Below are 14,823 nucleotides of genomic sequence, written 5' to 3' on the forward strand. Positions count from 1 at the left end.
CACCTGAAGGTATTCACAATTCAAAATGTGGGAGCTGGCTTGCCTGCGATAGGGCCATCAGCCCCACCACAAGGCTTCAGTCGAACATGAACAGCGCATCATTGCTGAACTGCGCCTCAAACCGATTTGCCGGCATTGGCCGCCCAAACAGATAACCCTGCACCTCATCACAGCCATGTTCACGCAGGAAATCCAGCTGCTCATGGGTTTCCACGCCCTCGGCGATCACCGCCAGGTTGAGGCTGTGGGCCATGGCGATAATCGCGCGGGCAATTTGCGCGTCCTGCTCGCCGGACGGCAGGCCGTCGACGAAAGTTCGGTCGATCTTCAACACATCGATGGGGAATTGCTTGAGGTAGTTGAGCGACGAATAACCGGTGCCGAAGTCGTCCACCGCAATGCTCAGGCCCAGGTTTTTCAGGCTGGCGAGGATCTGCATGGCCTCGTTGACTTCGCGCATCAGGATACTTTCGGTCAGCTCCAGCTCCAGGCACGCCGGCGGCAGGCCGGTGTCCTTGAGAATAGTGGCGATGCGTTCGCCCAACTGCCCATCGGAGAATTGACGCGCCGAGATGTTCACCGAGACTTTCGGCACGCGCACCTTGTTCTGGTGCCAGGTCTTGAGCTGGCGGCAGGCTTCCGCGATCACCCAGTCGCCCACGTCTACCACCAGCCCCAATTCCTCCAGTACCGGGATGAAATCCCCCGGCGGCACCAGCCCTCGGCGTGGGTGACGCCAGCGCAGCAGGGCTTCGGCGCCGGTCAGGCGTTTGCCGTCGCCGCTGAACTGCGGTTGGTAATACAGCACGAATTCGTTCTGGTCCAAGGCATGGCGCAGGTCGCTCTCCAGCTCCAGGCGCTCCAGGGCGCTGGCATTCATGTCCGCCTGGTAGAACTGGAAGTTGTTCTTGCCGCGCTCTTTGGCGTGGTACATCGCCGTGTCGGCGTTTTTCATCAGTTGGCTCAGTTCGTTGCCGTCCTGCGGGCTTAAGGCGATGCCGATACTGGCGGTCACAAAGAACTCGCGGCCCTCCAGCACAAATGGCTTCACCAGGCTTGCCAGGATCTGCTCGGCCACGGTAATTGCGCGGTTCAACGCCATCTCGCGGCTGACCCGCGGTTGCAGCAGCAAGGTGAACTCGTCGCCGCCCATACGTGCCACTGTGTCGTCTTCGGCCACGCAGCCCAGCAGGCGGGTGGCCATTTCCTTGAGCATGCGGTCGCCGGCGGCGTGGCCCAGGGAGTCGTTGATCGGTTTGAAACGGTCGAGGTCGAGGAACATCAGTACCACCCACGACTTTTGCCGTTCGGCCGACTGCAGCGCGGTGTGCAGGCGGTCCTGGAACAGTGTGCGGTTGGGCAGGTGGGTCAGGGCGTCGTAATACGCCAGGCGGTGGATGCGCTGCTCGCTGGCCTTGCGCTCGCTGATATCACTGAAGAAACACACGTAGCTGGCCAGGTCGCCTTCATCGTCGAATACGGCGGTAATGCCGACCCAGGCCGGGTAATGCTCGCCATTGCGACGCTTGAGCCACACTTCACCTTCCCAGGTGCTGTGCTGATGCAACTGCTTGAGCACGTAACGCAGGTGCGCCTCCTGCTGTTCATCCACCGTGAGCATGTTCGGCAATTGATCCAGCACGTCTGCCACTGCATAGCCGCTGACCCGGCTGAACGCCTCGTTGGCCTGCACGATATAACCGGCCGGGTCGGTGATCAGGATCGCCGAGGTTGAGTGCTCGAATACCGTGGCCGCCATGCGCAGGTCTTTTTCGGCGCGGCGTTGCTGGCTGATATCGCGGCCCACACCCAGGATGCCTTCAAACGCGCCGTGTTCGTCCCAAACCAGCACCAGGCGCAACTCGATCGGCACCTTGCGGCCGTCGGCGCGCAGGCAGTCGAACAGGAACAGTTGGGTGTGGATATCATCACGCAGTCTGTTCAGCGCCTCGGGGTCGCCGAGCGCACGGCTGACCTGTTCCACCAAACTGTAGATACCGGTCAGTTGCTGCGGGTTGGCGATGATCGACTGCCAGCCGTTCTTGAACACCCAGTCCACGTCATAACCCAGCACGGCGTTGACTGATGGGCTGATGTAATTGAGCGCAAGCTGGCTGTCGGTGGAGCAGATCACGTCGCTGATGCTTTCGGCCAGCATGCGGTAGCGCTGCTCGCTGTCACGCAGGGATTCACTGGCTTCGATCTGGTCGGTGATGTCCTTGGCCACGCCGATGATCCGCGTGACCACAGCGGTTTTATCCCGCGCCAGCGCTTGCTCACGGATATCAAAGCGCCGCCACTGGTTATTGCGATGGCGAAAGCGCAGCTGGCATTGCAGTTGGGTGGTGTAGCCGACCTCGCGCTGTTGCAGGCGCAAGTCGTGGTAATACTCGGCATCCTCGGGGTGCAGCAGGATTTCCCAGAAGTACTCGCCCATTTGCTGCAGTTCGGCCTTGTTGTAGCCGAGGGTATGGCCCAAATGGTGGTTGCTGAAAATCATGCGCTGGCTGATCACGTCCTGCACATACAGGTGATCAGGCACGGTGCGCACCACGTCCGACCAGAAACTCTCACGCTCCACCAGCGACAGTTCGATCAGCTTGCGGCTGGTGATATCGCTGATGCTGAGAATCACGGCCTTGAAGTCGTCCTGCTGCTCCGGCAGGCGCATCACCAGCCACAGATATTGGTCATTGCCGGCCACGTCATTGAGCTGGATTTCCAGCTCCAGCTGTTTTTGCTGGGTCAGAACGGCTTCGAGCACTTGATAGCCGATGGCGGTGGCATTGCTTGGGCAATCATCGATCAAGCGTTCCCAGGCTTGCTCGCATGAACCGACATTCAGCAGGCGCACGGCCACCTGGTTGACCTCGGTAATGCGCAGTTCCTTGAGCAGTTGCTGGCGCCCGGCGGTGTTGTTGAGCAACCAGACCTGCAATTGCTCACGGGTCTGCACGTGGGTCTTGTCAAAAAACGCCTTGAGCCCCGACAGATCCAACACGCACAGGGCCACGCCGGTGCCTTCGAAAATATCCTGATAACGCCGGCGGCCTTCATGCACCTGGCGCTGGCGGCGGCGCATGTTCAGCAGCACGATCAGCGGGATCAGCGAGAACGCCAGGCCCAGCAGGCATTTGCCGATAAACGCCGGCAGCAGTTGCTCCAGCACCGCGCTGCGGTCAAACAGGCCGCGCAATTGCCAATCGCTTTTACTCAGGGGCGTAACCAGCACGCTTTTGTTCAATTCATCCGGCGTCAGCGCCGCGGCCCATTGCGCAGGCATGCCACTGTCGCGGCTGACCACGCGGTGGTTCAGGCGGTTCTCGATGGCCCACATCGGGCGCTGGCCCTGGCCGTCCTGGCGGGTGAGGTTGCTCAGGTAGCTGGGCGCCAGGCGCAAGGCCCAGTACATTTTCGAGCCGCCGCTGGGCTGCTGAAGCAACAGATAGATCAGGGTGCCGTCGGGGCTGTTGCTCAAGTAATAAGGTTGCGAGTGGCTGCGCTGCACCAGCTCTTCAAGCCAGGCGCGGTCCTGGCTGCCTTTGGCGCTGTCGCTGATCAGCGCGCCGCTGGGGGCGAGCAGGGCGAAACTGCGCAGCTCCGGCAACGAGCGTTGCAAGGTGCGCATCAGCGCCTGTTGTTGCTCGTCGTTGCGCGGCGGCTCGACCATCGGCAGCAGGTTCAAGGCGATTTTCGCGCTCAGGGCCATGTTCAGGCTGATCTGTTCAGCCAGGTCGGCGCTGTAATCGATGGTGTATTGCTGTTGGTTTTTCTGGTTTTGCTGCAGTTGGTCCAACAGCTGCCAGAACAATAACGCCAGCAGCACCAGCACCAGCATCGCCAGTGCGCCTTTTAAAGTGCCGTGCAGGGGCGCGCCCGGCGCTATATGAGCGGCGCGCAAGGGCGTGAGCGGCGTGACTTTGGACAAGCTGTGATCCTGCGGTTTGGCTGGACTGGCGCGCGACGTGCACTATAAGCCGGACGCCCGGAGGGCGGCTAGCATGCCTTGCCTTGTGGCAAAGTGCCAGCCCCGCTTGGCTGGACTGCCCAAGCGCATTCAGGTAGCTTTGCCGGTTACGCGGGGGCGTTCCAGCCCCAGACATTCAGGCTTTTTCCGCTCGCAGGCATTGATGATAGTCAACGGCCCGCGCGGCGCATGGCCTGCACGGGCTTCGCCCGCTTAATTCATCAGTCACTGACGCTAGGTTCACCATGGCTCAATACGTCTTCACCATGCATCGGCTGGGAAAAGTTGTTCCGCCGAAGCGGGAAATCCTGAAAAATATTTCGCTGTCCTTCTTCCCCGGCGCCAAGATCGGCGTGCTCGGCCTCAACGGTTCGGGTAAGTCCACGCTGCTGAAAATCATGGCCGGCGTCGACACCGAGTTCGAAGGCGAAGCGCGCCCGATGCCCGAACTGAACATCGGCTACCTGCCGCAAGAGCCGATCCTGGACCCGACCAAGACCGTGCGTGAAGTGGTCGAAGAAGCGGTGGCCGTGATCAAGAACGCCCAGGCCCGCCTGGACGAGGTCTACGCCGCCTACGCCGAAGAAGATGCCGACTTCGACAAGCTGGCCGCTGAACAGGCCAAGCTCGAAGCCATCCTGCAGGCTGGCGACGGCCACAACCTGGAGCGCCAGCTGGAAGTCGCCGCCGACGCGCTGCGTTTGCCAGCGTGGGATGCCAAGGTCGAATTCCTCTCCGGCGGTGAAAAACGCCGTGTGGCCCTGTGCCGCCTGCTGCTGTCGGCTCCCGACATGCTGCTGCTCGACGAACCGACCAACCACTTGGACGCCGATTCCGTCGCCTGGCTGGAGCACTTCCTGCACGATTTCCCGGGCACCGTGGTAGCGATCACGCACGACCGCTACTTCCTGGACAACGTCGCCGGCTGGATCCTCGAGCTCGACCGTGGCGCCGGTATCCCTTACGAGGGCAACTACTCCGGTTGGCTGGAAGCCAAGTCCGACCGTCTGGCCGCCGAATCCAAGCAGCAATCGGCCCACGAAAAAGCCATGAAGGAAGAACTGGAGTGGGTGCGCAAAGGCGCCAAGGCCCGCCAGTCCAAATCCAAGGCACGTCTGCAACGCTTTGAAGAAATGCAGTCGCAGGAATTCCAGAAGCGCAGCGAAACCAACGAGATCTACATCCCGGCCGGCCCGCGCCTGGGTGACAAGGTCATCGAATTCAAGAACGTCTGCAAAGGCTATGGCGACCGCGTGTTGATCGACAACCTGTCGTTCTCCATGCCAAAAGGCGCGATCGTCGGCGTTATCGGTGGTAACGGTGCGGGTAAATCCACACTGTTCCGCATGCTGATGGGCAAGGAAACCCCGGATTCGGGCAGCATCGAAATCGGTGAAACCGTGCAACTGGCCTGCGTGGATCAAAGCCGCGAAGACCTGGACGGCAGCAAAACGGTATTCCAGCAAGTCTCTGAGGGGTCCGACCAGATCCGCATCGGCAACTATGAGATTCCGTCGCGCACTTACGTCGGCCGTTTCAACTTCAAGGGCGGCGATCAACAGAAGTTCGTCAAGGACCTGTCCGGTGGTGAGCGCGGTCGCTTGCACCTGGCACTGACCCTGAAAGAAGGCGGCAACGTGTTGCTGCTCGACGAACCGTCCAACGACCTCGACGTTGAAACCCTGCGCTCCCTGGAAGAGGCCCTGCTGGACTTCCCGGGCGCCGCCATTGTGATCTCTCACGATCGGTGGTTCCTTGACCGCGTCGCGACGCACATCCTGGCGTACGAAGATGACTCCCAAGCGGTGTTCTTCGAAGGTAACTACACCGAGTACGAAGCGGACCGTAAGAAGCGTTTGGGTGATGCTGCTGCCCAGCCGCACCGTGTACGGCACAAAAAACTGGCCTGAGTTGGGTTGGTTTGAAAAAGCGGAGCCTTCGGGCTCCGCTTTTTTTTGCGTGTGTTTCAGGAGGACCGAGGTGGATTTATCGCAGGCAAGCCAGCTCCCACCTTCGGCCGCATTTCAAATTGGCAACCCGATCAAATGTGGGAGCTGGTTTGCCTGCGATAGCGGTTTATCTGTTGGTGCATTTACTGATTTGAAATCCTCTTAATGGTGCAAAAAATCATAGTAATTTATATATAAAGCACCATTTAAATTCACAAAGGCGACATTTTGCGCTTTTCAGGTGCAACATGAATTGCTAAGGTCCGGCTCAATCTCATTTAAAAACAATCAATTTGCCGAGACTTCTCCATGATCGAATCTGTCGAATCCTTCCTTTCCCGCCTCAAGAAACGCGACCCCGACCAGCCGGAATTTCACCAGGCCGTAGAAGAAGTCCTGCGCAGCCTGTGGCCGTTTCTTGAAGCCAACCCCCACTACCTGACGTCGGGCATTCTGGAGCGCATCTGCGAGCCGGAACGCGCGATTACCTTCCGGGTATCGTGGGTGGATGATCACGGCAAGGTGCAGGTCAATCGCGGGTTTCGCATCCAGATGAACAGCGCCATCGGCCCCTACAAAGGCGGCCTGCGTTTTCACCCGTCGGTGAACCTGGGCGTGCTGAAATTCCTCGCCTTCGAACAGACCTTCAAAAACTCCCTGACCTCGCTGCCCATGGGCGGCGGCAAAGGCGGCGCGGACTTCGACCCCAAGGGCAAGAGCGACGCCGAAGTGATGCGCTTCTGCCAGGCGTTCATGAGCGAGTTGTACCGCCATATCGGCGCAGATGTGGATGTGCCGGCTGGCGATATCGGCGTGGGTGCGCGTGAAATCGGCTTCCTGTTTGGCCAGTACAAACGCCTGAGCAACCAGTTCACCTCAGTGCTGACCGGCAAAGGCATGGCCTACGGTGGCAGCCTGATCCGCCCTGAAGCCACCGGCTTTGGTTGCGTGTACTTCGCTGAAGAAATGCTCAAGCGCAACGGCCAGCGGGTTGAGGGCAAGCGCGTGGCCGTCTCCGGTTCCGGCAACGTCGCGCAATACGCAGCGCGCAAAGTCATGGACCTGGGCGGCAAGGTGGTTTCCCTCTCCGACTCCGAAGGCACCTTGTACGCTGAAAGCGGTTTGACCGAGGAGCAATGGTCGGCGCTGCTGGAGCTGAAAAACGTGCAGCGCGGCCGCATCAGCGAACTGGCCGGGCGTTTCGGCCTGGAGTTCCGCCAAGGCAAAACGCCTTGGGAGTTGGCCTGCGATATCGCGCTGCCCTGCGCGACCCAGAACGAACTCGACGCCGACGCCGCCCGCACGCTGCTGCGCAATGGCTGTATCTGCGTGGCCGAAGGCGCCAATATGCCAACCACGCTTGAGGCTGTGGATATCTTTATCGAGGCGGGCATTCTGTTCGCACCGGGCAAAGCCTCCAACGCCGGTGGCGTGGCCGTGAGTGGCCTGGAAATGTCGCAGAACGCCATGCGCCTGCTGTGGACCGCGGGCGAAGTCGACAGCAAATTGCACAACATCATGCAGTCGATCCACCATGCCTGCGTGCATTACGGCGAAGAAAACGGTCGGGTCAACTACGTGAAGGGCGCGAACATCGCGGGCTTTGTGAAAGTCGCTGATGCGATGCTGGCCCAAGGCATCGTCTAGGCCTCGGGTTCGACCCGCAGCACTTCGATCAACTGATCGCCGACGGGGCGCTTCCACAGTACTTCGTCGCCGACCTGGGCGCCCAGCAATGCGCGGCCCAGCGGTGAGCCCCAGTTGATCAGGCGGGCGTGGGCGTCGGCCTGGTCTTCGCCGACCAGTTGAATGCGCTGCTGCTCGTCCTGCTCGTTGGCGAAGGTGACCCAACTGCCGATTTGCACCTTGTCGGTAGACGTCGCTGGTGGCATCACCTGGGCGCTTTGCACACGCTGGTTGAAGTAGCGCAAATCGCGCTCAAGGTCCGCCAGCCGCTGCTTATTGTCCCGGGCGGATTCGAGGCTGTATTCCTGCTGCAACTGCGCAACCTTGGCCTGCAACTGCGCTAACCCTTGCGCGGTGAGACGATTGGGCTGTTCACTCACCAGGCGCTCCACCGGCTGGTCGGCCTGGGCGGCGGCGTTGTCCTCATTTACAAAAGCTCGGCTCATGGAGTTCTCCCTCTATGGAGTTTGGGCCATGATCGCCGCGTGATCGTTCCCACGCTCTGCGTGGGCATGCAGCCCTGGACGCTCTGCGTCCGCTTTTCAGAAAAACCACCTACTACTGGCGATAGACGCGGGCAGCGTCGCGATCCTTCTCCTGTTGCCAGGCGCGTTCACGGTCATCCCAGTGGTTGTCCTTGTAGTCGCGCAACTCCTCGTTCTCGCGCATGGCCTTGCACTGGCGAAAGCCATCTTCCCAGCCTTCGGCGTATTGACGGTCTTTGAGATAGCGCGGCACATTCTTGCGAAACTCCCCACTGATGACCCCAGCGGCCTGGCGACCACTGCTGCAACCGTCGTCAAAGCCATCGGCAAAGGCCGGAGGATAACCCTTGGCGATCAAATCCTGATGGGTGGACTGGCAACCCGACAACCACACTAGCGCACACAGCATTACCGCAGACCGCCACATGGCGTACTCCCTGGCCGCTTTACGGCTGATAGGGGAAGTCTAGTCAGGGATTTGTCGGGGAGGCGTGAAAGGGCGGTGAGAAAAGTGTTGAGTTAAAGGGCCAGGCCACGCTCTGCGCGGGAACGATCTAAAGACAGGCGCTGTCCTGTGGCGAGGGAGCTTGCTCCCGCTGGGGCGCGGAGCGGCCCCAAAAGATCGGGTCTGCTGCGCAGCCCAACGCAGGGCAAGCCTGCTCGCCACAAAGGGGGTTATGTCGTCTGGTCGGTCGTCAATGCGGCATGTTCAGCCAGCTCTTGCTGAATAAACGCCGCAATCATTGCGCGATACACCTGCTCAGTGACCTCAGGGTTGGCGCCCACCGCCTCGGATAAACCCCGCACTTTGGCGATCACCTGTTCAACCCGTTGTGGCGCCTTGACGCCATCGGCGTCTTTCTTAAAGCGCGCAGCCTGGGAAACGTAGTGGCCGCGCTCGGCCAGCAGGGTGACGATTTGTTGGTCGAGGCGGTCGATGTTTTCGCGGACTTGTTCAAGGGAGGTGCAGTTAACAGCCATGTTGATGGAACTCCTGATTGCGATGTGTCGGGATATGCACGGACCAAATGTGGGAGCGGGCTTGCTCGCGAAAGCGGTGGGTCAGTCAATGCATCATTACCTGGACGACCGCCATCGCGGGCAAGCCCGGCTCCCACCTTTGAACTGTGAACGGCGCAGAGCTCAAGTCAGGCGCAAAAAAGTGTGGGAGCTGGCTTGCCTGTGATGGCGGTATGTCAGCCAAAAATCAACAACTGACACTCCGCCATTGATCGTTCCCACGCTCTGCGTGGGAGCGATCCGGGGTGGTTAGTAGTGATACCACTTCACTTCAAGCATCACTTCATTCACTGGCGTCGACAAATGGCTGTACTCACGCTGGGCACTCAACCGCAGGCCCAGGTTGCGCGACAACTCCCACTGCTGGTTCAGGCTGATACTGCGCCGCACTTCGCCATTGGTGAAGAAATCACCCTTGGCCTCAAGGCTCAGATTCCCCAGCGGGTTTTTCCACAGCACGCCGGTGTTGAACCCGGCAGCCGGTGAGATGGCTTCGCTGAAGTCGTTGTTATGTTCCACACGCACGGTGCCGAGGGCAAAACCCAGCATGTCGTCGGTGAGTTGCCAGGTACCGCCGGCGCCGCCGTTGACGTGGGCGACGAGGGTTTCGTCGTCGTGCTTGCCCGGCACGCGCTCCAGGCCGCCGGTCACTTGCCATGACCACGGCTGCAACAGCGCATTACGCGGGGTCAGGGAGCGGATGGTGGCCAGGTCCAGCTGTTGCAGTTGCCAGTGGTTGCCTTCGTATTGGCGCAGTTTCATCTGCAAAATTTCAATCTGCGCGCCCAGCGGGAAGCCTTCGGCGTTGTCGTTGAGGTCGTGGTAGGCCATGCGCAGGCCGTATTCGCCGAAGGTTTTGCTGCCGCGGGTGCCGATGCCGGCTTGCCAGGTGCGCGACTCGTGGCCGTCTTCGGGCAGGCCAGGGCGTTCGATTTTAAGGTCGGGCGCCGGGTTCTGGTTGATTGCGCGCAACAGTTCGAAGCTGCGTTGCGAGCGTTCGGTGTCGCGCTCCAGGCCATTGGCGCGGTAGCGGCCGAGGCGATAGGCGGCGTCGATAATCAACGCCTGACGCTCGCGGGGCAGGGCCTTGAAGGCCGGTTCCTGCAACTGCTTCTGGTCGTCGCTGATTTTCAGCACCCATTGCTGCTCGTCGCCATTCAGCGGTTTGGCGCGTTCGAGCAGTTCACGTTCGCGGGACGGGCGATAGTCGATTTTCTCCACCAAACCCGCTTCTTTTACCGCTTTGACGGTGTCGGTGGGGATCGCCGTGAGCGGGAATTGCTCGGTCAGGCGCAGGCTCGGGCGCGCCACTTGCAGCAGTTCCAGCAGGCGATAGGAGCAGTTTTCATCAAAGAAGAAGTAGTCGAACTGGATCTGCTTGAGCTCCCACACGTGCTCGACCATGCGCTTGGTCTCGACTTCGGTGAGGTTCAGGCGGTATTCCCACAGGTCGCGGTTTTCGAGGCTGCGGTACTCCGAGAGCTTTTCCTGGTACGGCACCAGCGCGAACAGGCCGGGGTAGCCGCCCATCAGGCCTTTCCAGGCGTAGAGGATGCTGTTGTCGGAGCCTTCGATATAGGCGCCGAAGTTGATCGCGTAGCTCAGCAGCGCGGTGTTGTTGCTCTGCACGTCAGCCTGGTCGATACGCAGCAGGGTGTGACCGAACATCGACGACGGGCTGTTGAGGTAGGCCGCCGGGAAGATCATCACCGCGCTGTGGGGCGCGACGTCTTTGAACCATTGGGTGAATTCTTTGCACTCCAGCGCGGGCAAGTCGGTGAGGTTCAACTGACTCTTGAGCCAGCGGGTACGTGCGGGGTAAACGCATTGGGCGTGCTTTTCGCCGAGGCTGGCCGGGGCGTACAGCGCCTCCACGGTGGCCTGCAGTTCCTGGTCCGGGTGGTGGGCGCCATCGGGGGCGAGGAAGAACTTTTTGTCGCTGACATAGCTGCGCCAGCCCTTGAGCTTGCCGGCTTCGTAATGGCCCAAAGACAGCCAGAACGGATCGTTGGCCAGTTGCTGCAAACGTTGATCATCAATATGCGGCGCCGCGTACAGCGGGGCGCAGGCGAAGAGTGCCAGCCAGGCAAAGCGTTTGAGCATAAGGGCAACTTAAGTCGGAAGTAGTGAGACCCAAAGGGGAGGCGGGCCCAAAAATAGAACCAAAAATAAAACCAGAAATAAAACCCGCGCCTCGAAAGGCGCGGGCCAGTCGAGCTTAAGCCTGGGTGGCGTATTTGGCCAGGCGGGTATCGCTTTTCAGTACAGCCAGGGTGTTGTTGTGCACGTCGTCAGCGGTCACGTCAGCTTTGCTGAAGATCTGCTGGAAGTGCTCGTGGGTCACGGCCGCGAAGTGCTCGCGATCTTCCGGTGCAACGCCCAGTACCACCGCGTAGGTGGTCAGCGCTTCGCCGTTGCCTTTGGCCATGTCTTCGGACAGCTCGTTCATCATGCCATTCATGGCAATCCAGGACTTGCCGCCGTAGGTCAGGGCGCTGTTGGTGCTGCAACCGTTGGTGCCCGAGGTCATGCCGAAGGTGGCGTTACCCGAGGTGCCGTTGGTGGTGGAAGCAAGGAAGTGAGCCGGAGTACCGCGCTGGCCTTCGAACAGCATGTTGCCCCAACCGCAGTTCGGGCCACCTGGCGATTCAGCCATTGCATTGAGGGAGACAACGGTGAAGAGAGTACCAAGAAGGATCCGTTTCATAGCTTTGTTCTCTTTGTGTGCAAACCAATGGACAAGGGTTCAGGCGCGTCGCAGCGCCCTAGGGGCCAGTTATTAGTCCAACCCGCGCAGTTTGGAGTTTAGGCACGTTCCTAGGGTTCCGTTATTTTTTATAAAACAATCGGTGTGGTTGTCGAGCGTGGCAGCGATTTTTTTGTAAGACGCATGCCCTGTCTATGCTTTCCCACAGCCTCGCCTTGCCAGAGCGCGTCAGCGAGAGCCAGAATGCCGTCATCTGCCCCGCCTGATGTAAGGAAGCCCGATGCCTGATCCTGTTGCTGCCAGCTTGCGTCTAGCGCCCGAAGCGCTGACTCGCCCTTTCTCCGCTGAACAGTTCAGCTTCTCGACCACCAATGATTTGGAGCCCTTTCGCGGTGTGCTTGGCCAGGAACGCGCAGTAGAAGCGTTGCAGTTCGGTGTGGCGATGCCACGCCCCGGTTACAACGTGTTTGTCATGGGCGAGCCCGGTACAGGCCGCTTTTCGTTCGTCAAACGCTACCTGAAAGCCGAAGGCAAACGCCTGCAGACCCCGGCGGACTGGGTCTACGTCAACAATTTTGACGAGCCGCGCGAACCGCGTGCCCTGGAATTGCCGGGCGGCGCTGCGGCGGCGTTCATCGCCGATATCAACGGCTTGGTCGACAACCTTGTCGCCACGTTCCCGGCCGTGTTCGAACACCCGACCTATCAACAGCGCAAAAGCGCCATCGACCGCGCCTTCAACCAGCGTTACGACAAGGCGTTGGACGTGATCGAGCGCCTGGCGCTGGAAAAAGACGTGGCGCTGTACCGCGACAGCTCCAACATCGCCTTCACGCCGATGCTCGACGGCAAGGCGCTGGACGAAGCCGAGTTCTCGCAACTGCCGGAAGTCGATCGCGAGCGCTTCCACACGGATATTTCCGAGCTGGAAGAGCGCCTCAACGAAGAACTGGCCAGCCTGCCGCAGTGGAAGCGTGAGTCCAACAACCAACTGCGCCAATTCAACGAAGAAACCATCACCCTGGCCCTGCAACCTTTGCTGGCGCCTCTGTCGGAAAAATACGCAGAGAACGCAGGCGTTTGCGGTTACCTGCAAGCCATGCAGGTCTACCTGCTGAAAACCGTGGTTGAGCAATTGGTCGACGACGCCAAGACCGACGCCCAGGCGCGCAAGCTGCTCGAAGAGCAATATTGCCCAAGCCTGGTGGTGGGCCATTCGGTCAATGGCGGCGCGCCGGTGGTGTTTGAACCGCACCCTACCTACGACAACCTGTTCGGCCGTATCGAATACAGCACCGACCAAGGCGCGCTCTACACCACCTATCGCCAGTTGCGTCCGGGCGCGTTGCACCGTGCCAATGGCGGTTTCCTGATCCTGGAAGCCGAGAAAATGCTCAGCGAGCCGTTTGTGTGGGACGCGCTCAAGCGCTCCTTGCAGTCGCGCAAGCTGAAGATGGAGTCGCCGCTGGGCGAGCTGGGCCGCTTGGCCACCGTGACCCTCAACCCGCAGATGATCCCGTTGCAGGTCAAGGTCATCATCATCGGCTCGCGCCAGCTGTACTACGCGTTGCAGGACGCCGACCCGGACTTCCAGGAGATGTTCCGCGTGCTGGTGGACTTCGACGAAGACATCCCGATGGTCGACGAAAGCCTGGAACAGTTCGCCCAGTTGCTCAAAACCCGCACCTCGGAAGAAGGCATGGCGCCGTTGACCTCGGACGCGGTGGCGCGGTTGGCCACTTACAGCGCACGGTTGGCGGAACACCAAGGGCGTCTGTCGGCGCGCATTGGCGACTTGTTCCAACTGGTCAGCGAGGCGGACTTTATCCGCCACCTGGCGGGCGACGAGATGACTGATGCCGGCCATATCGAACGGGCGCTCAAGGCCAAGGCCACGCGCACCGGGCGTGTATCGGCGCGGATTCTCGACGACATGCTCGCCGGGGTCATCCTGATCGACACCGCCGGTGCGGCGGTCGGCAAGTGCAACGGGCTGACCGTGCTGGAAGTCGGTGATTCGGCGTTCGGCGTGCCGGCGCGGATTTCCGCCACGGTGTACCCGGGCGGCAGCGGCATTGTCGACATCGAGCGCGAAGTTAACCTCGGCCAGCCGATCCACTCCAAGGGCGTGATGATCCTCACCGGTTACCTGGGCAGTCGTTATGCCCAGGAATTCCCGCTGGCGATTTCGGCCAGTATCGCGTTGGAGCAGTCCTACGGTTACGTGGACGGTGACAGTGCGTCGTTGGGCGAGGCGTGTACCTTGATTTCGGCCTTGTCGAAAACGCCGCTCAAGCAGTGTTTTGCCATCACCGGCTCAATCAACCAGTTTGGTGAAGTGCAGGCGGTGGGTGGGGTCAACGAGAAGATCGAAGGCTTCTTCCGCCTCTGCGAAGCCCGCGGCTTGACTGGCGAGCAGGGCGCAATCATCCCGCAGGCCAACGTGGCCACGCTGATGCTCGACGAGAAGGTGCTGCAAGCCGTGCGCGACGGGCAGTTCCATATCTATGCCGTGCGTCAGGCCGACGAGGCGCTGAGCCTGTTGGTGGGCGAGCCTGCCGGTGAGCCGGACGAAGAAGGGCAATTCCCCGAAGGCACAGTGAATGCGCGCGTGGTTGAGCGGTTGCGTGCGATCGCCGAGATGATCAGTGAGGATGATTTGAAGGAGGCGGAGAAGGAGCTGGCGCAGCAGGCGTTGGCGCAAACCCAGCCAACCTGATCTGCAGTTCGGAACGCGGTAAATGTGGGAGCTGGCTTGCCTGCGATAGCGGTGGGTCAGCCAGCAGAAGTGTCGGCTATGAGTCAGTCATCGCAGGCAAGCCAGCTCCCACATTGGATCGGTGGTGTTTCGTCACAAAATTGACTCCCATTTCTGGGACCAACGCCCGTTGGTCCCTACAACCTTGGTTTGTACTGGTTTTCTTCTATTCTGACTTTTAGGGATATCCACAGGAGTCGCAGGACAGAGACAGCCTCCCCGCGTGATTGAGGCTGAACACCGATCTACCG

General features: G+C 60.4%; 9 protein-coding genes. 3 read left to right on the forward strand and 6 right to left on the reverse strand.

Going from position 1 to position 14,823, the window contains the following annotated elements; translation table 11 throughout:
* Positions 1 to 76 precede the first annotated feature (76 nt).
* Positions 77 to 3,928 carry an EAL domain-containing protein gene (locus tag AB4P96_RS06120; RefSeq protein ID WP_395600608.1) on the reverse strand — a complete coding sequence of 1,284 codons (3,852 nt, stop codon included), beginning with the start codon at positions 3,926 to 3,928 and terminating at the stop codon, positions 77 to 79.
* 284 nt (positions 3,929 to 4,212) lie between these two features.
* Here AB4P96_RS06120 and ettA point away from each other — a divergent pair, with 284 nt between their 5' ends.
* Both ettA and gdhA read left to right on the forward strand, forming a co-directional pair.
* Positions 4,213 to 5,877: an energy-dependent translational throttle protein EttA gene (ettA, locus tag AB4P96_RS06125; RefSeq protein WP_056858231.1), complete on the forward strand. Its 1,665-nt coding sequence runs from the start codon at positions 4,213 to 4,215 to the stop codon at positions 5,875 to 5,877.
* Positions 5,878 to 6,225: 348 nt separating this feature from the next.
* A complete protein-coding gene (gene gdhA, locus AB4P96_RS06130; protein WP_176991794.1) occupies positions 6,226 to 7,563 on the forward strand; it encodes an NADP-specific glutamate dehydrogenase in 1,338 nt (445 codons plus the stop codon).
* On the opposite strand, the gene AB4P96_RS06135 is transcribed toward gdhA, so the two are convergent.
* The 5 genes from AB4P96_RS06135 to AB4P96_RS06155 all read right to left on the reverse strand — a co-directional run bounded on the left by AB4P96_RS06135 (position 7,560) and on the right by AB4P96_RS06155 (position 11,814).
* Positions 7,560 to 8,048 (reverse strand): GreA/GreB family elongation factor, encoded by a 489-nt coding sequence (locus tag AB4P96_RS06135; protein WP_099547622.1) that lies wholly within the window; start codon positions 8,046 to 8,048, stop codon positions 7,560 to 7,562. The two genes, gdhA and AB4P96_RS06135, sit on opposite strands and share 4 nt — an antisense overlap.
* Before the next feature lie 112 nt (positions 8,049 to 8,160).
* A complete protein-coding gene (locus AB4P96_RS06140) occupies positions 8,161 to 8,514 on the reverse strand; it encodes a hypothetical protein (RefSeq protein ID WP_099547623.1) in 354 nt (117 codons plus the stop codon).
* A 248-nt stretch (positions 8,515 to 8,762) separates the two neighbouring features.
* Positions 8,763 to 9,068 (reverse strand): chorismate mutase, encoded by a 306-nt coding sequence (locus tag AB4P96_RS06145; protein WP_017139296.1) that lies wholly within the window; start codon positions 9,066 to 9,068, stop codon positions 8,763 to 8,765.
* Positions 9,069 to 9,356: 288 nt separating this feature from the next.
* The gene (locus tag AB4P96_RS06150; protein WP_186617083.1) at positions 9,357 to 11,210 is read right to left on the reverse strand and encodes a DUF4105 domain-containing protein; all 1,854 of its coding nucleotides are present in this window, start codon (positions 11,208 to 11,210) and stop codon (positions 9,357 to 9,359) included.
* A 115-nt stretch (positions 11,211 to 11,325) separates the two neighbouring features.
* Positions 11,326 to 11,814 carry a DUF3015 domain-containing protein gene (locus AB4P96_RS06155; RefSeq protein ID WP_017139294.1) on the reverse strand — a complete coding sequence of 163 codons (489 nt, stop codon included), beginning with the start codon at positions 11,812 to 11,814 and terminating at the stop codon, positions 11,326 to 11,328.
* A 280-nt stretch (positions 11,815 to 12,094) separates the two neighbouring features.
* Here AB4P96_RS06155 and AB4P96_RS06160 point away from each other — a divergent pair, with 280 nt between their 5' ends.
* Positions 12,095 to 14,533 carry a Lon protease family protein gene (locus AB4P96_RS06160; RefSeq protein WP_056858239.1) on the forward strand — a complete coding sequence of 813 codons (2,439 nt, stop codon included), beginning with the start codon at positions 12,095 to 12,097 and terminating at the stop codon, positions 14,531 to 14,533.
* Positions 14,534 to 14,823 lie beyond the last annotated feature (290 nt).

The organism is Pseudomonas sp. B19125, from assembly GCF_044218855.1.
GTDB lineage: Bacteria > Pseudomonadota > Gammaproteobacteria > Pseudomonadales > Pseudomonadaceae > Aquipseudomonas > Aquipseudomonas edaphica.